The sequence below is a fragment of the Rubrivirga sp. SAORIC476 genome (genome assembly GCF_002283555.1).
Lineage (GTDB): Bacteria > Bacteroidota > Rhodothermia > Rhodothermales > Rubricoccaceae > Rubrivirga.
On sequence record NZ_MVOI01000015.1, the window covers coordinates 40,999 to 61,840 of the forward strand.

At 71.8% G+C, this 20,842-nt stretch carries 18 protein-coding genes and 1 tRNA gene; 11 read left to right on the forward strand and 8 right to left on the reverse strand.

All coding sequences use genetic code 11. The features are described from left to right. Together B1759_RS17900 and B1759_RS17905 are read right to left on the reverse strand one after the other, a co-directional pair. Nucleotides 1–495, reverse strand: a complete 495-nt coding sequence (locus B1759_RS17900) for a DUF6174 domain-containing protein (protein ID WP_095516451.1) — start codon at nucleotides 493–495, stop codon at nucleotides 1–3. Between the two features lie 99 nt (nucleotides 496–594). Beyond that, nucleotides 595–3,330 carry a valine--tRNA ligase gene (locus B1759_RS17905; RefSeq protein ID WP_095516629.1) on the reverse strand — a complete coding sequence of 912 codons (2,736 nt, stop codon included), beginning with the start codon at nucleotides 3,328–3,330 and terminating at the stop codon, nucleotides 595–597. A gap of 226 nt (nucleotides 3,331–3,556) precedes the next feature. On the opposite strand from B1759_RS17905, the gene B1759_RS17910 reads away from it, so the two are divergent. The 7 genes from B1759_RS17910 to B1759_RS19485 all read left to right on the forward strand — a co-directional run bounded on the left by B1759_RS17910 (nucleotide 3,557) and on the right by B1759_RS19485 (nucleotide 11,507). Beyond that, a complete protein-coding gene (locus B1759_RS17910; protein WP_095516452.1) occupies nucleotides 3,557–4,867 on the forward strand; it encodes an OmpA family protein in 1,311 nt (436 codons plus the stop codon). Between the two features lie 14 nt (nucleotides 4,868–4,881). Further along, the gene (locus B1759_RS17915) at nucleotides 4,882–5,562 is read left to right on the forward strand and encodes a hypothetical protein (RefSeq protein ID WP_143537476.1); all 681 of its coding nucleotides are present in this window, start codon (nucleotides 4,882–4,884) and stop codon (nucleotides 5,560–5,562) included. A gap of 54 nt (nucleotides 5,563–5,616) precedes the next feature. After that, nucleotides 5,617–8,709, forward strand: coding sequence for a two-component regulator propeller domain-containing protein (locus tag B1759_RS17920; protein WP_095516454.1), 3,093 nt, complete (start codon nucleotides 5,617–5,619; stop codon nucleotides 8,707–8,709). Between the two features lie 26 nt (nucleotides 8,710–8,735). After that, on the forward strand, nucleotides 8,736–9,380 hold the full coding sequence (locus B1759_RS17925) for a response regulator transcription factor (protein WP_095516455.1): 645 nt from the start codon (nucleotides 8,736–8,738) through the stop codon (nucleotides 9,378–9,380). A gap of 161 nt (nucleotides 9,381–9,541) precedes the next feature. Further along, the gene (locus tag B1759_RS17930) at nucleotides 9,542–10,654 is read left to right on the forward strand and encodes a hypothetical protein (RefSeq protein ID WP_095516456.1); all 1,113 of its coding nucleotides are present in this window, start codon (nucleotides 9,542–9,544) and stop codon (nucleotides 10,652–10,654) included. Then, complete coding sequence (locus tag B1759_RS17935) at nucleotides 10,654–11,070, forward strand: hypothetical protein (RefSeq protein WP_095516457.1); 417 nt, start codon at nucleotides 10,654–10,656, stop codon at nucleotides 11,068–11,070. Before B1759_RS17930 ends, B1759_RS17935 begins: the two co-directional genes overlap by 1 nt. Further along, entirely contained in the window at nucleotides 11,067–11,507 is a 441-nt protein-coding gene (locus B1759_RS19485) for a hypothetical protein (RefSeq protein ID WP_143537477.1), read from the forward strand. Before B1759_RS17935 ends, B1759_RS19485 begins: the two co-directional genes overlap by 4 nt. A gap of 9 nt (nucleotides 11,508–11,516) precedes the next feature. On the opposite strand, the gene B1759_RS17945 is transcribed toward B1759_RS19485, so the two are convergent. Continuing rightward, nucleotides 11,517–12,089, reverse strand: coding sequence for a hypothetical protein (locus B1759_RS17945; protein WP_095516459.1), 573 nt, complete (start codon nucleotides 12,087–12,089; stop codon nucleotides 11,517–11,519). A 143-nt stretch (nucleotides 12,090–12,232) separates the two neighbouring features. Here B1759_RS17945 and B1759_RS17950 point away from each other — a divergent pair, with 143 nt between their 5' ends. Continuing rightward, nucleotides 12,233–14,107 (forward strand): long-chain fatty acid--CoA ligase, encoded by a 1,875-nt coding sequence (locus B1759_RS17950; protein ID WP_095516460.1) that lies wholly within the window; start codon nucleotides 12,233–12,235, stop codon nucleotides 14,105–14,107. 111 nt (nucleotides 14,108–14,218) lie between these two features. Beyond that, a tRNA-Pro gene (locus tag B1759_RS17955) sits at nucleotides 14,219–14,295 on the forward strand. A gap of 138 nt (nucleotides 14,296–14,433) precedes the next feature. On the opposite strand, the gene B1759_RS17960 is transcribed toward B1759_RS17955, so the two are convergent. From B1759_RS17960 to thyA, 3 genes are read right to left on the reverse strand one after another with little or no spacing between them, the layout of a single operon-like run. Further along, the gene (locus B1759_RS17960; RefSeq protein ID WP_095516461.1) at nucleotides 14,434–15,162 is read right to left on the reverse strand and encodes a hypothetical protein; all 729 of its coding nucleotides are present in this window, start codon (nucleotides 15,160–15,162) and stop codon (nucleotides 14,434–14,436) included. Between the two features lie 4 nt (nucleotides 15,163–15,166). Beyond that, nucleotides 15,167–15,745, reverse strand: coding sequence for a dihydrofolate reductase (locus B1759_RS17965; protein WP_198949010.1), 579 nt, complete (start codon nucleotides 15,743–15,745; stop codon nucleotides 15,167–15,169). Between the two features lie 45 nt (nucleotides 15,746–15,790). After that, the gene (gene thyA, locus B1759_RS17970; protein ID WP_095516462.1) at nucleotides 15,791–16,723 is read right to left on the reverse strand and encodes a thymidylate synthase; all 933 of its coding nucleotides are present in this window, start codon (nucleotides 16,721–16,723) and stop codon (nucleotides 15,791–15,793) included. 221 nt (nucleotides 16,724–16,944) lie between these two features. Between thyA and B1759_RS17975 the strand changes: the two genes are divergently transcribed. Further along, a complete protein-coding gene (locus tag B1759_RS17975; RefSeq protein WP_095516463.1) occupies nucleotides 16,945–17,208 on the forward strand; it encodes a hypothetical protein in 264 nt (87 codons plus the stop codon). 61 nt (nucleotides 17,209–17,269) lie between these two features. Here B1759_RS17975 and apaG read toward each other — a convergent pair whose 3' ends face one another. Then, a complete protein-coding gene (gene apaG / locus B1759_RS17980; RefSeq protein WP_095516464.1) occupies nucleotides 17,270–17,653 on the reverse strand; it encodes a Co2+/Mg2+ efflux protein ApaG in 384 nt (127 codons plus the stop codon). A gap of 10 nt (nucleotides 17,654–17,663) precedes the next feature. Then, on the reverse strand, nucleotides 17,664–18,446 hold the full coding sequence (locus tag B1759_RS17985; RefSeq protein ID WP_158225338.1) for a BtpA/SgcQ family protein: 783 nt from the start codon (nucleotides 18,444–18,446) through the stop codon (nucleotides 17,664–17,666). A gap of 246 nt (nucleotides 18,447–18,692) precedes the next feature. Here B1759_RS17985 and B1759_RS17990 point away from each other — a divergent pair, with 246 nt between their 5' ends. Further along, a complete protein-coding gene (locus tag B1759_RS17990) occupies nucleotides 18,693–20,600 on the forward strand; it encodes a 2-oxoacid:acceptor oxidoreductase subunit alpha (protein ID WP_095516466.1) in 1,908 nt (635 codons plus the stop codon). The last annotated feature ends 242 nt before the right edge of the window (nucleotides 20,601–20,842 follow it).

Sequence of the window (20,842 nt, forward strand, 5' to 3'; positions counted from 1 at the left end):
CTACCGGTCGGACGCGCGGAGGTCGGAGACACGGTAGGCGATCTCCTCATCCGCCATCATGGTGTCGTAGTCGATGCCGAGGCTCGTGGGGTAGCCGAGCTCGGGGTGGAACTCCAGCTCGACCCGCGCCGCGTTGCGCTCGTAGGCCTCCTCGATCAGCGCGAAGAGGTCGTCCACCGACACCCCGCGCTCGTCGTCCACCGTCGCGCCGTCGAGGCGGACCGTCTCGACCGCGCCGTCACGCACGGTCACCTCGAACGGACCCGTGTAGTCGGGCGACGGGCAAAAACAGATGCGCTGGAGCGTCATCGTGTAGGCGTCCAGTCCAGCGTCGGCCCAGCGCTCGCGGGCGGCGTCGAGGTCCGGCGAGCGCTCCGCGGCCGGGCCGGACGGGATCTGGGGGCCGATCACGGGCCCGTCGCCGGGATCGACCTGGGCGGGCGCGGAGCACCCGACGAACGGCAGAAGGGCAGCGAGCAGAAGGGGGCGGAGCATGGGTGCTGTGGCGGGAGACGGGTCCGGGTAACGTCTCGATCCTCCGGTTCGTTCACCGCCTCGTTTCCCCCGCCGCGGTGCCGAGGCGGGGGAGGTCCGTCATCCGAGGTCGGCGAGGTTAGCCTGCAGCGCCGCGATCTCGGCCTTCGCGTCGTCCGCCTTCTGCCGCTCCTTGGCGACGACCGCCTCGGGCGCGCGGCTCACGAACGCCTCGTTCAGGAGCTTCTTCTCGACGCCGCCCAGGAAGCCCCGCTTGGCGTCGATCTCCTTCTGCAAGCGCGCCCGCTCCACGTCGAGGTCGATCATGCCTTCCAGGGGCACGTAGACGATGTGCGGCCCCACGACGACCGCGGCGCTCGCCTTCGGCTTGTCCAGGTCCGCGCCGAGCGTCAACGCGGAGAGCCCGGCCAGGCGCTCGACGTACTCACGCGCGCCTTCCAGCGCCGTCGCCGTGGCGGCGTCGCCGGTCACAATGAGCGCGCGGACGTCCTGGGACGGCGGCACGTTGTACTGGGCGCGCACCTGGCGGATGGCTGTCACCAGGTCCTGCACCGTCGCGAACGTCCCGGCCGCCTCGGCGTCCGTCTCGGCCGGGTCGGGCGCGGGCCACGCGGCGGCGATGAGCGCGTCGCCCGGCTGGCGCGGACGGAGCGTCCACCACAGTTCTTCCGTCACGAACGGCATGAAGGGGTGGAGCAGTTGGAGGATCTGCTCGAACACCTCGGTCGAGAGCGCCAGCGTCTCGCGGCTCGGCGTTTCGCCGTGCGGCGCCTTCGACACTTCGAGGTACCAGTCACAGAAGTCGCGCCAGACGAAGTCGTAGGCGAGATGCGCGGCCTCCGAGATCCGGTATTTGTCGAGCGCCTCGGTGACCGCTTCGGTCGTCTCGTGGAGCCGCGTCAGCAGCCAGCGCTCGGCCAGGTCGAGGTCGGCGAAGTCGCGCTCGCGGCGCAGGTCCTCGGTCGGGCGCCCGGCGGCGTCCTTCTCCACGAAGCGGCCGAACACGCGGGACGCGTTCCAGATCTTGTTCGCGAAGTTGCGGCCGCCCTCGAACTTGCCCTCGTCGAGCTTGATGTCCTGGCCCTGCGCGCAGAGCACGGCCAGCGTGTAGCGGACCGCGTCGGCGCCGTAGGTCTCGATCATGTCGAGCGGGTCGATGCCGTTGCCCAGCGACTTCGACATCCACCGCCCCTGCTTGTCCTTGATCATGCCCGTGATGAACACGTCGGTGTAGGGCACCTCGTCGAGGAAATGGGTCCCGGCCATGATCATGCGCGCGATCCAGAAGAACAGGATGTCGTACCCGGAGACGAGCACCGAGCCCGGGTAGAACGCCTTCAGCGCGTCCGTCTTCTCGGGCCAGCCCAGCGTCGCGAAGGGCCAGAGCCAGGACGAGAACCACGTGTCGAGCACGTCCTCGTCCTGCACGTAGCCCTCGCCGGGCGAGTCGACCGACACCACGAAAGCGTCCTCGTCGCGCACGCCGTCGGCGTCGACGGGGTACCAGACCGGGATCCGGTGGCCCCACCAGAGCTGGCGCGAGATCGGCCAGTCGCGGATGTCCTCCAGCCAGCGTCGGTACTCGTTGGCCCAGCGGCTTGGGTGGAACGTGATCGTGCCGTCGTTGACGACCGCCAGCGCCTTGTCGGCGAGCGGCTGCATCGCGACGTACCACTGGGGCGACAGCAGCGGCTCGATGACGGCCTTCGAGCGCGACGAGATCGGGACCGAGTTGACGTGCTCCTCGGTCTTCACGAGCTGGCCGTTCGCCTCCAGGTCCGCGACGATGGCCTTCCGCGCGTCGAAGCGGTCCAGGCCCGCGTACGGGCCGCCCTCCTCGTTGAGCGTCCCGTCGAGGTTCATCAGCGACACGGTTTCCAGGTCATGCCGCCGCCCGATCTGGAAATCGTTCTCGTCGTGGCCCGGCGTCACCTTGAGCGCGCCCGCGCCGAAGTCCATCTTGACGTAGTCGTCGGCGATGATGGGCACGATGCGGCCGACCATCGGCACCTTCACCGTCTTGCCGACCAGCGCGGCGTAGCGCTCGTCCTCGGGGTGGACCGCGATGGCGGTGTCGGCCGGGATCGTCTCCGGCCGCGTCGTCGCGATGTCGATGGTCTCCCCAGTCGGTGTACCGTCCGCGTCCACGACGGGGTACCGGACGGTCCACAGGTGCCCGGGCCGCTCGACGTTGTCGACCTCCTCGTTGGAGATCACCGTCTGGTTGTCCGGGTCCCAGTTGACGAGGTACTCGCCGCGGTAGACGAGGCCCTGCTCGTGGAGCGTCACGAACACGTCCTGGACGGCGCGGCTCAGGCCGTCGTCCATCGTGAAGCGCTCGTAGCGCCAGTCGCACGAGTCGCCGAGGCGGCGCTTCTGCTGCAGGATGATGCCGCCGTACTCCTCCTTCCAGTTCCAGACGTGCTCCAAGAACGCCTCCCGGCCGATGGCCTTGCGGTCGACGCCCTCCTTCTTGAGGGTCCGCTCGACGACGTTCTGGGTCGCGATGCCCGCGTGGTCCATGCCCGGGATCCAGAGCGCCTCGAAGCCCTGCATCCGCTTGTAGCGGATGAGCAGGTCCTGGACGGTGTCCTGCAGGCCGTGGCCCATGTGGAGGCGCCCGGTCACGTTGGGCGGCGGCATCGGGATCACGAACGGCTGCTTGGCGCCGGAGGTGACCGCCTCGGGGTCGGCGTGGAAGAAGCCGCCGTCCTCCCAGTAGCGGTACCACGTCTGCTCGACGGCGTCGGGCTCGTAGGGGCCGTCGGCGGAGGCCGGGGCGGGCGTCTCGGGGGTCGCAGGCTTGGAGCCTCGGTCGCGGGGGATCTCGGTCATCGTCGGGCGGGCCGCCACGGCGGCGTGCGTGTGCCGCCGAAGCTACCGAGGCGGGCGGGGAGAGCCGGTGAAGCGTGGGGCACCCGGCGCACCGTCGTTCGCCTGGCGCCGGGGCGAAAGCACAGACGGCGGTTTCAGCGGCGCGCGAACCCGGGGAATCACATCATCGGGTGACGCGGCGGAACGGGGCGGCCGGCGACACTGGGGGACCGTCTCCCAGACCGCCATGCCGACCCGCCCCCTCCTCCTCGCCGCCGTGGCCTTCGGGCTCGCCGCCTGCTCCCCTGGCGCCATCGCCGACCGCGTCCAGACGCGCGTCGGCAATGACATCGACCGCCGCGTCGAGCAGCGCGCGCTCGACATCGCCAACCGGACGCTCGACCTCGCCGAGGGCGCCATCGTGTGCGTCGTCACCGATCAGGCGTGCATCGACGACGCCCGCGCGCACGGCCAGGAGCCCGTCGTGGTGGACGCCGACGGCGAGCCCGTCTCCGGCTACGAGCCCGCGGGCAGCACCGGCAGCGCCACGGGGAGCCCCTCGATGGCCGCCCCGCAAGGCGTCTGGGCCAACTACGACTTCGTCCCCGGCGAGCGCGTCCTCTTCGTCCACGACTTCGAGGGCTCGCGGGTCGGCAACTTCCCGTCCCGCCTCGGCTACATCGCGGGCAACCTCGACGTGGTCGTGCTCGGCTCGGGCGACGACGCGACCCGCGTGCTCCGCGTCGGCGAGAGCGACACGCGCGGGGGGAACGGGTGCTTCACGATCTCGCTCCCCGAGACGCTCCCTGAGCGGTTCACCCTCGAGTTCCGCACGATGACCACCGACCCGCAGCGTCGGGACCGGATCTACCTCTTCTCCGACGGCTCCGACGACACGCCCGACACCCGCTGCACCTACCCGCCCCCGACCCACCTCTACGCCAGCACGCAGAACACCGGCCTCACGTGGCCGGGCACCGACCAGGTGTCGGCCAGCGGCTACGGCGCCAACGAGTGGGGCTCGGTCGCGCTCGGCTGCGACGGCGACTACTGCAAGGTGTTCGTCAACGGTGTTCGCAAGGCGAACGTGCCGCGCTGGGAGTTCCCCCGCGCGTCGGAGTTGCACGTGTTCATGAACGTGTACCGCCACAGCCTCTACATCGACGACCTCCGCATCGCCGAGGGCGGCCAGCGCTCGCTGTACGACGACCTGGAGGCCGATGGCGAGATCTCGACCACGGCGATCCGCTTCGACACCGGCAGCGCGACGCTCCGCCCCGAGTCGGGTGGCTACCTCGCCCAGGTCGTCGAGATGATGGAGCAGCACCCCGACCTCCGCCTCGAAGTCCAGGGCCACACCGACGCCGACGGGTCGGACGCCACCAACCAGTCGCTCTCAGAGCGCCGCGCGGCGGCCGTCGCCGCCTATCTCGCGGGCCAGGGCATCGACCGGGGGCGGATGACGACGGTCGGCTTCGGGGAGAGCCAGCCCGCCGCGTCCAACACCACGGCGGAGGGCAAGGCGCAGAACCGACGCGTTGTCTTCAGGCGGCTGTGACGCGGGGAGGAGGCATGGAGGACGAGACTCCAGCACCCGTCCGCTGGCCTCCGCTCCTTCTGGCGATGCTGGCGCTCTGCCTCACAGGGACCGTGTCCGCTCAGCACGGCCTCCCCGGCGTGGCCCCCGCCCAGCCCCTCGGTCTCGGGCTGGCCGTCGCCCGGGTGACCGACGCGCCCGCCCCGCTGGGCCTCTACCCCCCTCCAGACCTCGACGCCGACGCCGAGGCGGGTGCACCCGCGGACAGCGTGACGTTCGTGCCCCGTCGCGGACGGGCCTCGGTGGGGACCGCGCCCCCGTGGTTCCTGCCGGAGGTGCTCGACATCGCCCGCGGCCACATCGGCCTGCGCGTGCGGACGCTCGCCACCGGCTGGGTGGAAGTCGTCACCAACCGGTCCGACGGGCGGACGGCCTGGCTCCGCCGCGACCGCGTAGAGGTGCTCGGCTGGCCCGACGTGTTGCTCCAGTCCCTGCTCACCGTCGACCCGGAGCGGACCCCGCTGCGCTCCCGGCCTTCGAGCGACGCGCCTCTTCTCGCCACGCCGCTCGCCGACGTCCGCCTCCGTCCTCTCGCCGTCCGCGGCAACTGGGTTCGGGTCTCGACGCTCGGCCTCGCCGGCCCCCGCCCGCCGGCGGGCTGGCTCCGGTGGACGGATGGGGAGCGGCTGTTCGTCGGCGGCATCGGCCAGGAGTAGCGCGTGGCGTTCGCGGAGCCCGCTCTATCCTCTGAGGTCCGGCCCCGTTGGCCCGTGCGCCTGCTGCTCCTCCTTTCCCTCGCCACGCTGGCCGTCGTCGGCCGCGCGCAGCCCGGCACCGCCCTATTCGAGCGGGCCGTGGTCATCGAGCCGCGCCTCCCGCAGTCGTCGGTCTACGAGGTGCTGGAGGACCGGCAGGGGTTCCTGTGGTTCGCCACGCGCGAGGGGCTGGGCCGCTGGGACGGCTACACCATGCGGACCTGGCGCCGCCAGGCGTTCGACGCGGGGTCGCTGCCCGGCAACGTGGTCCGCCAACTGATCGAGGACGCCACGGGCGACCTCTGGGCGGTCACCGAGGCCACGGACCAGCGCCCCACCGGGGTCGCCCGGCTCGTCGGCCCCGCCCATGACGAGGTCCGCCGCTACGAGCACGCGCACGTCCGGCTGTTCGTCGGGCCGGACGGTGCCGCCTGGCTGGCGGACTCGCTGGCGCTCCACCGCTTCGACGCGGCCCAGGACCGCTTCGTCCGCGTCCGCTCCCGGCTCCAGCGGACCGCGCCGACCGGTGGGCTCGCGACCCGCGATGGGACCCTCTGGGTGACCTCCGACGACGGTCTCGAAGCCTACGCCCCCGACGGCCGCGCGCGACGCGTCGACGCCCCGCCCGGGTGGGGGCACCCGACCGGCTCGTCCGACGCCTTCCACGCCCTCGCCGAGGCGCCCGACGGGACCCTGTGGGTCGGGGGCGTCCACCTCGGGCGGCTCGACCGAGAGCGCTGCGCCATCGAGAGGGTCCCCGGCCCCATGCCCGTGGTGCAGGGCTACGGCACCGGGCTGGCCGTCGGCACCATTCTCCCGGACGCGACCGGCCTCTGGCTCGCCACCTACGACGGCGTCTACCGATTCTCCTTCGCCGACGGCACCTTCGCGCGCCACTCGCTCCGCCTCCCCGGCGACATCCCCACCCAGAACTGGGTCTCGGCGCTACACCACGACCGGACGGGCACCCTCTGGGCGGGAACCGTCTGGGGTCTCCACCGCGCCGCGCCCGCGCCCCCTCCGTTCCGGCTCCTCGCCCACGACCCCGACGACCCGAACTCGCTCGGCAGTGGCATCATCCTCTCCATACACCGCGACGCGCAGGGGACGATGTGGGTGGGCACCCTCGGTGGCGGCCTCAACCGGATCGGGGCAGACGGGCGCGTCACGCGCTACCGCTCGGGTCCGGCTGGCAGCCCGACGCACGACTGGATCTGGGCCCTCGCCAGCGACGACCGCACCCTCTGGATCGGGACTGGCCTCAGCCTCGACGCCGTCGACCTCGACCGGCCCTCCAGGGTCCGACGCGTCGCTCTCGATGCAGGGCAGGACCCGCACAACCCCGAGGGCGCCCAGGGGCTCTGGACCGACGCCGACCAGACCCTCTGGTTCGGGTTCCGAGGCCGGCTCTGGAGGAAGACCGCACGCGGCGACACCGCCTCGACGGCGGCGCCCTTCGCGAGTGGCATCCAGGCCATCCGGACGGTTCCCGGCGGCGCCTGGGTCGGGACCTCCGATGGCCTCTACCGCTACGACACTGCCCGCGACGCGTTCGAGGGATTTCGTCACGACCCGGACGACCCGACCTCCCTCTCCGACGACGCCACCATCGCCCTGCACCTCGACCGCCGGGGTCGGCTCTGGGTCGGGACGCAGGGCGGGCTGAGCCGCTACGAGGGGGATGGACACTTCAGTCACCTCACCGCGGCCGACGGCCTGCCCAGCAACGTGGTCTACGGCATCCTCGAAGACGACGCCGGGCGGCTGTGGATCTCGACCAACCGCGGTCTCGCCCGCTACGACGAGTCCGCCACGCCCCGCATCCGGGCGTTCACCGTCGAGGACGGGGTCGGCAATGTCGAGTTCAACCGGGGGGCCGCCTTCCGCGACGCCGACGGGACGATGTACTTCGGCGGAGACCGCGGGGTGACCGTCTTCCACCCCGATGCGCTCGATGCCCCCGCGCCCGTCTCCCCCGTCGTGCTGACGGCCGTCCACCGATCGACACGGGCCGGGACGACCACCGAGCGGTACGTCGGGCCGGAGGGCGTGTCGCTAGCGCCCGACGAGACGACGGTCGAGATCGAGTTCGCCGCGCTCGACTTCCTCAACGGTCACCAGAGCCGCTACGCGGTCTGGCTGGACGGCTGGGACGACGGCTGGGTCGAGGTCGGCGACCGGCGGCGGGTCAACTTCACCAACCTCCCCCCCGGTCGGTACGCCTTCCGGGTGCGCGCCGCCAACGCGGACGGCATCTGGGGGGCCGAGACCGTGGTGCCCCTCGTCGTCCGCCCGGCGCTCCACCAGACGGCCTGGTTCCAGTGGCTCACGGCGCTGGCGCTGCTGGGGTTGGTGGCGGGCGTCGGCTGGGACGTATCAAGGCGACGGTACCGGCGCGAGCTGGCCGCGCTGGAAGCGCAGCGGGCGCTGGAGGCCGAGCGGTCGCGTATCTCGCGCGACATGCACGACGAGGTGGGCGCGAGCCTGAGCGAGATCGCGGTGCTGTCCGAGGTGGCGCGGCGCCAGCTCGGCGAGGCGGCGGTGACCGAGGAGCGGCTGACTCGCATCGCCGACTCGTCGCGGTTGATGCTGGAGCGCCTCGGGCAGATCGTGTGGGCGGTCAATCCGCGCAACGACCGCCTGCCTGCGCTGGCAGGCTACCTGCGTGAGCACGCGGCCCGCTACCTCGACGCCCACGCCCTGACGGCCCGCCTGGCCTTTCCCGCTCGCCTGCCCGACGTGCCGGTTTCCGCGGAGATCCGCCGGACAGCGCTCCTCGTGCTGAAGGAGGCGCTACACAACGCGGCCAAACACGCCGAGGCGAACGCCGTCGGCGTCTCGTTCGAGGTGGTCGCAGGGCGGGTCCTCCTCACCATCCGCGACGACGGCCGCGGCTTCACCGAGGCCGGCGGGGACGGCGCGGCGGCCCGGTTCATCGGTGGCAACGGACTCGGCAACATGGCCTCGCGCGCACGCGACGCAGGCGGCACCCTCGCCGTGACCTCGGCGCCGGGGACCGGCTGCACGGTCAGGCTCGACATTCCGCTCGTCAGCCCGCCGGGCGGATCGTCCGTTGATGTGAGGCCCCGCATGGAGACCGCGCCCTAGGTTGCCCCACGCTCCCCGCCACCCCCGTGTCCATCTCCGTCGCCATCGTCGAGGACCTCGAAGACGTCCGCGAGGGCCTCGCGGCGCTGGTCGACGCGGCCGACGGCTTCGCCTGCGCGGCCACCTTCGCCGACGCCGAGGCCTTTCTGGACGCCCTCTCCCCCCCGCGCGGGGGCGGCCTCCGCCTCGACGTCGCGCTGATGGACATCGGCCTGCCGGGCATGAGCGGCATCGAGGCCGTCCGCGAGCTGACGCGGCGGCGATCGACCGTCCAGGCGATGATGCTGACGGTCTACGAGGACAACGACTCGGTCTTCGAAGCCCTCCGCGCCGGAGCGACCGGCTACGTCCTCAAGACGACCCCGCCGGACGAGTTGCTGGACGCCATCCGGAAACTCGTCGCGGGCGGCTCGCCGATGTCGAGTGGCATCGCGCGCCGCGTCGTGGAGGCGTTCCACCGCCCACCGCTTGTGCCGGTCGACGAGACGCCGCTGACGCCGCGCGAGCATGAGATCCTCGACCTGCTGGTCCAGGGCCACCGCTACCGTGAGATCGCCGACCAGCTGTTCATCTCGCTCGACACGGTCCGCACCCACGTTCGCCACGTGTACGAGAAGATGCACGTCCGCTCCCGCGCCGAGGCGGCGGCCAAGGTGCTGGGGCGGGTGTGAGGCGTGTGGAGCGGTGCGCCCGTCTCGGCGGACGCGGCAGCCCCTCTGCCATCGCGCGGTGCCTGCCGCCCGCACGCACAGCGGACGACCCGAATCACATCGACGGGTGAGGCGACGAGGCTTCGGATCCGAGAGGTTTCGGCACCCTCCCCGATTCGCCCATGCGCTGGCTTCTCTGGCTCCTCCTGCTCCCCTTCGTCGCGCTGGCCCAGCCCGACCCGTCTCCGCTCGCACCCGGCACATTCGACCTGACGATCACGGAGGCCGACGGCGCCGAACGCCTCGTCGAAGGCTGGGCGGCGGTCCACGCCTACCCGGCAGCCCTCGGTGGCTGGACGCTCGTGCTGGACGACGGCGAGGACCTCGTAGCCATCGAACGGGCCACCGCGCCCGACCTCGATGGCGCGGCCTTCGCCGACGCCCGCGACGTGGTGGAGGACGATGCCGCCCGCGCCTACCTCCGCCTCGGCGACCTCTCCGTTGGGGCCTACAGCAGCGGCGCCCAGTCACCGCGCTCTCGAAACCGCCTCACCATCACCGAGACCGACGACGACCACACTCTCGGCGCGTTCGACTTCGCCGCCGTGCGCGTCGAGGCGGACGCCACCGAGACCTCCATCCGGCTGGTCGGGCGCTTTCATGCCATCACCGACCCCGACGGACCAGGCGGCGGGGAGGGCGATGGCGACGGGGGGTTCCCTCCCATCGTGACCTCCGGCGACTGCCCGGACATCTGGGACACCCTCGGTGGCATCCACGGCGGCCTGGGCTCGTGGACGGGCTTCGCCAACGAGACCAACGTGGGCGGCCCCGTGTTCTTCGTCAACGGGGCCATGATGGGCGCGCCCGGCTGGCAGTTGCAACTCACCAACGGCTGCAACCTGAACTACCCCGGCACCTACACCATGACGGTCGGCCACACCGCCACGCCGCTCCGAGCCGGGATCTACCGGATCCTCAATGCCTTCTCGGAGACCCCGCCTGGGCCCGGCGAGGTACTCAGCGGACTTTCGGCGCCGTACGACCGATCCTACGTCTACACGTCCGGCTACGTCTGGATCTCCTCCATCTCGGACGGACGCGTGCGCGGCACCTACAGCGGCTACGCCACCCCCATTCCACACCCCACCCGACCTCCCACGCCGACCCTGTTCTCCTACGGTCGGTTCTCAGCCCGCGACAGCAGCCCGGCGGGGATCACGCTCCCGCCCGGCGTGGATCTCCCCCCCGGCACCCGACTGCCGCTGGGAATCCGGACCGGGCAGAACGACTGATGCGGTCCGGTCTCCTCGTCGCGGCCTTGCTCCTGGGTGGGTGCGCCTCGGCGCCGCCCGAGGCCGCCCCGCCGGGCGTCCGCGTCGAGGTGGTGCAGGCCGACGGTGCGGTCCAGCCGCCGGTGTTCCGGTGGGACGCGCCCGTCGCGGCCCGGGTGACGGTCCTACGTGGGCCGACGGTCGTGTGGGAGGTCGCCGAGGGTGACACCTCCCACGGCGCCCAGCGGCGCGGGCCGATCGTGCCGCCGCTGACCTACGGCGAGCGGTACGACCGCCACCTCGGCCCCCGCCCTCGCGTCCTGGTCCCCCCCGCTGCGCTGACGCCCCGGACCGTGTACACCGTTTCGGTGGTGGGCTACGACGGGACGGTCTACAGAGGCCGCTTCAGCGTGAACGAGCGGGTCGACGTCCGGTGAGAACACGCCTTCTCCTCCTCGCGGGGCTGTTGGCTGCCTGCGCCTCGCCCCCGCAGGCGCCTACCCACTCCCCCGGACACCCGGCTGCGCAGGTCCGTCAGACGGCCGGCGGGACCGTTGAGATCGCCTGGGGGGAGGCCGGAGCGCTCTGGGTCGAGGTTCGCCACGCCGCCACCGGGCGGATCATGTGGCGAGCGACGGCCGGTCCTGCGCACCCCCGACGAGGGCCGGATCTGCTGGAGCCCCCACTCGCCGTCCGCGCGCTGGGTCCGCCACCGGGCATCTACCCGCCCGACGGGCGCGGCGCCGAGGCGGGCGAACCGGAGCCCTTCGTGCCCGGCGACGCCTACACCGTCACGGTCCTGCCGTGCCGCACGACGCCGACGGGATGCGAGCCGCTCCCACTCCACACCGTGTCGTTCACAACCCGGCACTGACCGCCTCAGTCAGCGCCTCGGGCTGATCGGTACCTCGAAGCTCCCCTCGACACGCGCGATCCGCGTCGAGTCGCCCGGCGTCGGGTAGCGGTAGGCGTCCATCTCGAAGGTCCCGACGAGCCATCCGCGACGGTCGCGCGCCACGTCCATCGTCCCAATGGGCAACCACTCGCTCAGCGTCGTGCGGGCCCCGGGGTCGGCCGCGTCCAGCCCGGGCACGTTGGTGATGTGGAAATAGGCCTGGACCCACTCCCGGTCCGGGTCCCAGAACCGCGTCTCGAACGCGCCCATCACGGGCGACGACTGGTAGGGCTGGTTGAACGCGATCGCGACCTCCATCGCATCGGGCGTCGGCGAGGGGTAGACGTGCCGCGTCCCGAAGAAGAAGTAGTCGTGGTCGGACGCGTTCTTCCCAGCGTACGCCTCCCCCTCGGAGCGGAACGCGAACGTCGAGCCGTCCGGCAGAGTCGCCACACCTTCGACGAACGACCCGTCCGGGATGCGGGCCTGGGGCTCGGTGGAGTCGACGGCGTCACAGCCGACGAGCAGGGCGAGGAGGACAAGAAACGGGGCGATGCGCATGGGAGTCGGGCTGGAGGCACCACCAGGATCGCGCGCCCCGGGGTCCGTGCCCTGATGCAGACTCACTACCCGTCCCAGGAGCCGGGACGAGTCGGACAGCGCCCCTTCGTTCGTAGCCTTCCCGTCGCCCTCCTCCAGCCGACATGCCTGCCGTCGTCCCGTTCGAGACCGCGCCCCAGCTCTTCCACCGCCTCTCCGCCCACTACGCCGGGACGGGCAAGGCGGCGCTGGGCTACAAAGACAGAGCGACCAAGACCTGGACCGACATCCCGTGGGAAGATCTCCACGAGCGGGTCCACCAGCTGGCCGGGTTCCTGCACGCACGCGGCGTGCGCGCGGGCGACCGCGTCGCCATCCTGAGCGAGAACCGTCCCGAGTGGGCCGTCGCCGACCTCGCCACGCAGGTCCTGGGCGCGGTCACCGTCGCCCTGTACACGACCACGCCCGCCAGCCAGGTGGCGTACGTCGTCCGCGACAGTGGCGCCGTCGTGCTGATCGTCTCGACCGGCCTCCAACTCCGCAAGGCCGACCGCGCCTACGACGACTGCCCCGATCTCCGGGCCATCGTGTCGATGGCGGAGCCGCGCAAGGCCCGCCCCGACACCCCGGTCACCACCTGGGCCGACGCGCTCGCCGAGGGCGCCCGCCACGCGGTGACGCTCGACGAGGCCGTGGTGACGCCCGACGACCTCTCGGCGCTCATCTACACCTCCGGCACCACGGGCGAGCCGAAGGGCGTCATGATGACGCATCGCAACCTGATGTCGAACGTCCACGCGGCGCTGGAGCGGATCGACGTGACCGAGGACGACGTGCACCTGTCGTTCCTGCCCCTCAGCCACGCCTTCGAGCGGACGGCCGGGTACTCGACCGTGCTGGCGGCGGGCGCGCAGATCGTCTACGCCGAGTCCATCGACGCCATCTCGAAGAACCTCCCGGAGGTCCGCCCCACGCTGATGGTGTCGGTGCCGCGCCTGTTCGAGCGGGTGTACGCGACCATCCAGCGGTCCGTGGCAGAGGGCTCGCTGGTCAAGCGCGGCCTGTTCGCGTGGGCGGTCGACGTGGGAACGGCCGTCGCCCGGCGGGAGGCTGAGGGGCGGACGGTCTGGCCGCACCTCCGCGCGCAGCACGCGGTCGCGCAGCGGCTCGTGTTCTCGACGCTGCACGAGAAGCTGGGCGGGCGCATCAAGTACGCCATCAGCGGCGGGGCCGCGTTGCCGGAGGAGATCGGCGCGTTCTTCCAGGCCGCGGGCATCCGCCTGATCGAGGGCTACGGCCTGAGCGAGACGGCGCCCATCCTGGCTGCCAACCCCACCGATGCGCCGCAGTATGGCACGGTCGGCTGGGTGATGCCCGGCGTGACGGTCGGCATCCGGTCGCTCGACACCGGTCACGTGCTCGCCGAGGTGGAGGGCGATGCCTACCCGCTCGACGTGACCACGGCGCCCGGCGAGATCCTGGCCCGCGGCCCCGGCGTGATGCCCGGCTACTGGGACCGCCCCGAGGACACCGCCGCGGCCTTCGACGCCGACGGCTGGTTCCGCACCGGCGACGTGGGGCGTTTCGAGGGCGGCTACCTCCGCATCACCGACCGGATCAAGCACATGATCGTGACCGGGGGCGGGAAGAACGTCTACCCCGGCCCCATCGAGGCCGCGCTCTCGGCCAGCCCCCTCGTGGCGCAGTTGATGGTCGTCGGCGAGGGGCGGCCGTTCCTGTCCGCGCTCGTCGTGCCCGACCTGGACGTGCTGGCGCTGGAGGCGAACGCACGGGACCTCCCGACGGGCCCGCGGGAGCAGATGCTGGCCGAGCCTGCGCTCCTGTCCCTGTTCGACGACGTGTTCGCAGCCTACAACGCCGGCGCCGCGAGCCACGAGCGCGTCCGCACCTACCGCTTCGCGCCGGAGCCCTTCACCGTCGACAACGACCTCATGACGCCGACAATGAAGTTGAAGCGGCGTCTCATCGAGGACCGCTTCGCGGAGCTGGTCGAGACGATGTACGAGTCCGACCGGTAGCCGAGCGGGTTCGTGCGCGCTTCACCGGGCCGCAGGGTCGGTGCGGCTCGCGGCGTGCGTATCATGTCGCTCGCCGGTTCGCCCGGCCCCGGATTCCGGCTCGCCGGACCTCGGGATGTAGCGCAGCCCGGTAGCGCGCCTCGTTCGGGACGAGGAGGTCGTGGGTTCGAATCCCGCCATCCCGACCACGGCCCTCTTGCTTCGGCGAGAGGGCCGTTTTGCGTTCACCCCTCCCGGACGAACGTCTCGAAGCGGAACGCGGGTCGGCCCGCCTCGGCAGGGTGGGCGACCGACTCGCCGAGGCGGAAGGGGACGCAAGTGCCGGGTCAGTCTCCGGCGTCGTCCTCGCCACGCGCCCAGGCCTCGCGCTCCAACTGGACCTCCAGGCGGACGCGGCGGTAGCGCACCATCCGTTCCGCGTGCGGGATGTCCGGGTTCGGGGAGAACATGATCGACCCATCCTCCAGGGGCGTCACGAGGTCGCCGACCGCTTCGGCCTCACGGATCGACATCTCTCGGTAGGGCACGGAACGCGTGCGCACAATCTCGTCGAACCGGGGGTTGACGGGCCAAACGGTGACGTCGTCGGGAAGCCGGGCGCGGTGCATGAAGCCCCACTGGAAGCCGTCAGGCGTCAGGGTGCCATAGGTCTCCTTGACGTAGGGGCGGTTGCCGTCACCGGGTGCGTACGTCGCCGTCAGGTAGACACGCTCCTCGGGCGAGACCTCACGCGCCGTCCCGTCGTGGTTGACGTAGATCATCGGGAAGCCCGTGTCGGTCCGCGCCGTGTGGGTCTCGAACGGCAGCCGACGCGCATTCCACGTGTCCTGACGGCGCTTGACCGACCGGACAGGCGTTCCCGGAGGGAGGTTCGCGCGTGCCATGAACCCAGACACCTGCCCCTGCCCGTCCCGGTCCTCCATCGCCGCCTTCACGTACGGGCGGGTGCCGTCGTCCGGCGCGAACGTCGTCGTCAGGAAGGCCTGCTCGCTGTCGGTGACCTCGCGCACCGTCCCATCGTGGTTCACGTGGACGAAGGGGAAGGCATCGTCCATCGGCCTACCGGTCGCGTACGAACGTCTCGAAGCGGAACGCGGGTCGGCCCGCCTCGGCGGGGTGGGCGACCGACTCCGCGAGGCGGAAGGGGCCGCCGTTCTCGGCGAGCAGGTGACGGTACGGCGGAAAGAACGTGTCGCCGGAGAACGTGCCCTCCACCAGCGTCAGCTCCAGCCGGTCGGCCTGGACCGGGCTCTCGGGGTCGAGCACGGACGCGTATACGCCCGCGCCGCCGCCGATGAACACGCGCTCGCGGTCGGCGAACGCGTCCATGGCCTCTGGCAGCCCGCTGTAGACGTGAATGCCGGGATGGTCGACGTGCGTCGGGTGCCGGGTCAGGACGACGTTCTCGCGGTTCGGGAGCGGTCCGCCGAACTGGTGGAGCAGGCTCTCGAACGTCCTCCGCCCCATCACGAGCGGATACCCGAGCGTGAGCGCCTTGAAGCGCTTCAGGTCCGCCGGGAGGTGCCACGGCAGGTCCATGCCGTCGCCGATGAGCCGGTCGCCCTCCGTGCCGGGCGCCTCGGCGACCGCGGCGATCAGGACGACTTCTGGAGTGTGGCGTGTGGGGGGCGTGATCACGACAGAGGATGCGAGCGGGCTGCGCAACACGCAGCCCGCGACAGGTTAGACCGCGACCGGGAAGCGGATGGCGGGCTGGGGGGCGTAGCCCTCCAGCGTCACGTCGTCGAAGGCCAGCTCGTCAGGCTCCTTGGCGCGACCGTCGGCGTGGCGGGCGAGGACGAGGCGCGGAGCGGGCGTGGGCGTTCGCGAGAGCTGCTCCCGGAGCCCGTCCACGTGGTCAACGTAGATGTGGGCGTCGACGAGGGTGTGGGCAAAGTGGCCGGGGCGAAGGCCGGCGGCCTCGGCGAGGACCTGGGTGAGGAGCGCGTAGCAGGCGAGGTTGAACGGGACGCCGAGGGCGAGGTCGGCCGAGCGCTGCGTCAGGTGGCAGTTCAAAAGATCCGGCCCGTCGGCGGACGGCGTCACCTGGAACGCAAACGTGTAGTGGCACGGCGGCAGACGGCTGACGGCCGCGTTGGCCGGGTGCCACGCGCTGACGACGAGGCGGCGGCTCATCGGATCGCGCCGGAGCGTGTCGAGGACGTAGCCGATCTGGTCGAACGAGAGCGACCCGTCGGCCTCGCGGCGGACGTTCGGGTGGTCGGTGTCGGCCCAGACCTCGCCGCCCAGCGCGGCGCCGGACGCGGGGACCGGGAAGCGGCGCCAGAAGCGGCCGTAGGCGGTCTGCAGGTCTCCGGCCTCGTCGGCCCAGGCGTCCCAGATCTTGGTGTGCTGGCGGAGCTCGCGGATGTGGTCGGCGCCGGAGAGGTACCAGAGCACCTCGCGGAGCATGGACGCGAAGTAGACCTTCTTGGTGGTCAGCAGCGGGTAGCCCTCCGCGAGGTCGACGCGGTAGTGCTCGGCGAACGAAGCGATCGTGTCCATCCCCGTCCGGTTCGTCTTGCGGACGCCCGACGTCAGCACGCGCTCGACGACACCGAGGTAGGCCTCTTCGGCGGCGGTCGTGGTGGCGGGCGGGGCGTCGACGGTGGGCATACGGGGTACGGGGTACGGGGTACGGGGTACGGGGTACGGGGTACGGGGTACGGGGTACGGGGTACGGGAAGATCCGGTCGCTCCGCGCCGGGCGCCACCCGCCCCGCCCCTTCGGTCCCCACATTCCGTCCACCTCGGCAGCGCGACCGAGGCCGGCCGGCTCGGCGGAAACAAATCTGCGAGATCGGCCCATCACCCCTCAGTCCACCACCCCTCACCCCATGGATCCCGGCCTCCACGTCAAGCAAGCCATCAACCACCTCAACAAGGTGCTCGCCTACTATCCGTACGTCGCGGCCGACGGCGAGGCGACCGTCGCGCTCACGCCCGAGGACTGGGGCGTCGTCGCCGACGCGTTCTTCCACATGGGCACGCCGCCGGAGGTCTTCCCCGACGCGATCGCCGCGTACCGCCTCAGCGACGACGGTTCGGAGATGCTGGTGACGGCGCAGGACGGGACGGTCATCCGCATCCAGGCCGGCTGACCCGTACCGGGGCGTCCGCCTCGGTGCCGGGGCGTCCGCCTCGGTGCCGGGGCGGGCGGCCTCAGTTCGCCAGGGCGACGAGGTGGAACAGCGGGATCCGTGCGGAGAAGCGGCTGCCGCCCTCTCGCTGCATCAGGTAGGTCCCCTCCATCGTCCCCTCGAAGGTGCGGAGGACGCACATCGAGTGGTACTCGTGCGCCTCGCCCGCCGCGATGACCGGCTGGCGGCCGACGACGCCCGCGCCCTCCACGTGCTGCACGTGGCCGTCGGCGTCTGTGATGGTCCACGTCCGGCGCAGCAACTGCACCTCGTCCGCCCCGTGGTTCTCGATGCGGACGAAGTAGGCGAACACGAACTGCTGCTCAAGCACGTCCGACTTGCCGTCGAGGTAGGCCGGGCGGACGGAGACCGTGACGGTCTCGGTGGTAGCGTCGTAGGAAACCATGGGGGCGGGGCTACTGGCGGACCTCCTGTCCGCGCGCATATTCGACGGCGCCGATCAGCCGCCGCACCTCGGCTTCGGAAACGGGCGCCTGCCAGCGGCGGTCCTCCTTGAGGCCGCTGCCGACGAAGAAGCCATCCGCGGCGCCGAGGTAGTCGAGCAGGTTGTGGCCGTCGAGGCCGCCACCGCAGAACAGGGGCAGCGAGGCCACCTCGCAGGCCGCGTCCACCACGCCGGGGGGCGACGGGTACCCGACCGCGGGGCCGAGCACGATCAGCGCGTCGGGATGGGTCACCTCGGTGGCGGCGACGAGGCTGGCCACGTCCTCGACAGACGAGGGGCGCAAGTCGGCGAGGACGGGGATCGCGGTGGCACCCAGGGACTCGCGGTACCGGTGGAAGCGGCCCGCCGAGGCAGGGTCCTCGGCCCAGCCGTCCACGCGGACGAAGTGGCAGCAGGCGCCCAGCGCCACGGCCAGCGCCGCGCGATCGGCGTGGAGCACGCGGACGCCCACGGGCAGGCGCCGAGCGTTGCGCCGGACGGCGAGGGCCACGTGGGTCATGTAGGCGACCACCTCCGGCCCGGTCTGGTCGTCGCCGAGCGCGGGCGCGTCGTGGGCATTCTCGACCAGCAGACCGTCTACCCCGAGTTCCACGAGGAGGCGTGTCTCCGCGACCGCCCGGTCTACCGCAGCGCGCACTCCGCTCCCCCCCGGAACACCCGGTGAGGGCCCCGCATGGATCACCGCGACGACGGGCTTGGGGCGGGCGAACAGGTCGTGGACGAGGTCTGACATGGGGGGGCACGTCGCCGGAGGACGGCAGCGGATCGTTGGGGGCGTTAACCGGCCGTCGCCCCTCCGCTGTTCCATGAATACCCTCGGACAGCGCACCCATCTGCAGCTCGCCCTCCGGCAGCACAGCCTGCCGCCCCTGACCCGGCAGCGGGTTAAAAGGGCGCGAACCGTCCCCAGGGAGCGGCGGAGGGCTTCCCACACCGGCGAGGCGAGAATCACGGTCCGCTCGCGTGCGTACGGACCGCCATGACCGATGCCCTCACCCCGGACCGCCCGTCCCTCCCCGGCGGGGTCCCCACCCTCGCCCTCGACGATGTCGTGGTCCTCTTCGCCGGAGACTCCGGCGACGGGATGCAGCTCACCGGCAGCCAGTTCACGCTGGCGACCGCGCACGCCCGCAACGACCTCGCGACGCTCCCCGACTTCCCGGCCGAGATCCGCGCCCCCGCGGGCACGCTCTACGGGGTGTCGGGCTTCCAGCTCCACTTCGGCAGCGCCGCCGTCCTCACGCCCGGCGACGAGGTGGACCTGCTGGTGGCCATGAACCCGGCCGCGCTGAAGGTCAACCTGGCGCGCGTGCGACCGGGCGGTGCGGTGCTGGTCAACACCAACAGCTTCACCGCGCGGGACCTGTCCCTGGCGGGCTACGACGTGAACCCGCTGGAGGATGGCACGCTCGACGGCTACGAGCGCCACGACGTGGAGCTGACGAGGCTGACCCACGAGGCGCTCTCCGAGACCGGCCTCAGCAAGCAGGAGATGGACCGGGCGAAGAACATGTTCGCGCTCGGCCTCTCGCTGTGGATGTACACGCGCCCGATCGAGCCCGCGCGGGCGTGGATTCGGACCAAGTTCGCGAAGGTGCCCGAGATCCGGGACGCCAACCTCCGTGCGCTCGACACGGGGTATCACTACGGCGACATCTCGGAGAGCTTCGTCGCTCGGTACGAGGTCGCCCCGGCCGACCTGCCCGCGGGCACGTACCGGGCCATCAAGGGCAACGAGGCCCTGGCGCTCGGGCTCGTGGCCGCTGGCGTCAAGTCCGGCCTGGACGTGTTCTACGGGACCTACCCCATCACGCCCGCCTCGGACCTGCTGCACGCGCTCGCGAAGTACAAGGCGTACGGCGTCAAGACCTTCCAGGCCGAGGACGAGATCGCAGCTATCGGCAGCGCCATCGGTGCCAGCTTCGGCGGGGCGCTCGGCGTGACGGCCACCTCCGGACCCGGCATGGCGCTCAAGGGCGAGTTCCTCGGCCTCGCGACGATGGTGGAGCTCCCGCTCGTCGTGATCGACGTGCAGCGGGCCGGGCCGAGCACCGGGATGCCGACCAAGACGGAGCAGAGCGACCTCCTGATGGCCCTCTACGGCCGCAACGGCGACGCGCCGACGCCGGTGATCGCGCCGAAGACCCCCGGCGAGTGCTTCCTGGCCGCCTTCCACGCCGCCCGCATCGCGCTCCAGTACATGACGCCGGTCGTGGTTCTGTCGGACGGCTACCTCGGCAACGGCTCCGAGCCCTGGCTCCTGCCGGATGTCGACGCGCTGCCCGACATCCCGGTCGCCTTCGCCGAGGTGGGCACAGCGGCGGTCACCGACGAGGGCGCCTTCCTCCCATACGTCCGGGACGAGGACACGCTGGCGCGCGGCTGGGCGACGCCCGGCACAGCGGGCCTGGAGCACCGCATCGGCGGGCTCGAGAAGGACGCCCGGACCGGGGGCGTCTCCTACGACCCCGAGAACCACCAGCGGATGACCGAGACGCGCGCCGAGAAGGTCGCCCGCATCGCCGACGCCTTCCCGGACGTGGAGGTCGAGGGTGACGCCGAAGGCGACGTGCTGGTCGTCGGCTGGGGCTCCACGTACGGGTCCATTAAGAAAGCCGTCCAGGGCGCGCAGGCCCGCGGCCTCCGCGTGGGACACGCCCACCTGCGCTGGCTCAACCCCCTCCCCCCCGGCCTCGGCGACGCGCTGGGCCGGTTCCGCCACGTGCTCGTGCCCGAGCTCAACGGCGGCCAGCTCGTCCACGTCCTCCGCGACCGGTTCCTGGTCGATGCCCAGGGTCTGTCGAAGGTCCAGGGCCTCCCCTTCTCCGCCCTCGAGGTGGAGGCGAGCATCGTGGAGCTGGCTGCCTCTCCCACTGACAGCGACTGAGTCGCCGTTGCGCGTTCCGCGTCGCGTGCCCGGTGAGGCGTCGCGGTCGGACCCCGCACCCCGAACCACGCCACACACTATGGCCTCCCTCCCTCCCGACGACGCCGACCTCCCGGACACCTCCGCTGCACGTCCGGGCGGCGAGCCCCCCACGTCCCACGGTGAAGGCGCGGATCCCGACGTGCCGCAGCCCGCGGGGAAGAGGCATCCGGTGGACGCCCCCGCCGTGCCGGCCTCGGGCG

What these genes read in the sequence shown, in the direction of transcription:
- B1759_RS17915 (WP_143537476.1), top strand. Translation starts at nt 4,882, where the DNA reads ATGGAGGACGAGACTCCAGCACCCGTCCGCTGGCCTCCGCTCCTTCTG.
- B1759_RS17990 (WP_095516466.1), top strand. Translation starts at nt 18,693, where the DNA reads ATGACCGATGCCCTCACCCCGGACCGCCCGTCCCTCCCCGGCGGGGTC.
- B1759_RS17945 (WP_095516459.1), bottom strand. Translation starts at nt 12,089, where the DNA reads ATGCGCATCGCCCCGTTTCTTGTCCTCCTCGCCCTGCTCGTCGGCTGT.
- apaG (WP_095516464.1), bottom strand. Translation starts at nt 17,653, where the DNA reads ATGGTTTCCTACGACGCTACCACCGAGACCGTCACGGTCTCCGTCCGC.
- B1759_RS17950 (WP_095516460.1), top strand. Translation starts at nt 12,233, where the DNA reads ATGCCTGCCGTCGTCCCGTTCGAGACCGCGCCCCAGCTCTTCCACCGC.
- thyA (WP_095516462.1), bottom strand. Translation starts at nt 16,723, where the DNA reads ATGCCCACCGTCGACGCCCCGCCCGCCACCACGACCGCCGCCGAAGAG.
- B1759_RS17905 (WP_095516629.1), bottom strand. Translation starts at nt 3,330, where the DNA reads ATGACCGAGATCCCCCGCGACCGAGGCTCCAAGCCTGCGACCCCCGAG.
- B1759_RS17935 (WP_095516457.1), top strand. Translation starts at nt 10,654, where the DNA reads ATGCGGTCCGGTCTCCTCGTCGCGGCCTTGCTCCTGGGTGGGTGCGCC.
- B1759_RS17960 (WP_095516461.1), bottom strand. Translation starts at nt 15,162, where the DNA reads ATGGACGATGCCTTCCCCTTCGTCCACGTGAACCACGATGGGACGGTG.
- B1759_RS17985 (WP_158225338.1), bottom strand. Translation starts at nt 18,446, where the DNA reads ATGTCAGACCTCGTCCACGACCTGTTCGCCCGCCCCAAGCCCGTCGTC.
- B1759_RS17910 (WP_095516452.1), top strand. Translation starts at nt 3,557, where the DNA reads ATGCCGACCCGCCCCCTCCTCCTCGCCGCCGTGGCCTTCGGGCTCGCC.
- B1759_RS17930 (WP_095516456.1), top strand. Translation starts at nt 9,542, where the DNA reads ATGCGCTGGCTTCTCTGGCTCCTCCTGCTCCCCTTCGTCGCGCTGGCC.
- B1759_RS17975 (WP_095516463.1), top strand. Translation starts at nt 16,945, where the DNA reads ATGGATCCCGGCCTCCACGTCAAGCAAGCCATCAACCACCTCAACAAG.
- B1759_RS17900 (WP_095516451.1), bottom strand. Translation starts at nt 495, where the DNA reads ATGCTCCGCCCCCTTCTGCTCGCTGCCCTTCTGCCGTTCGTCGGGTGC.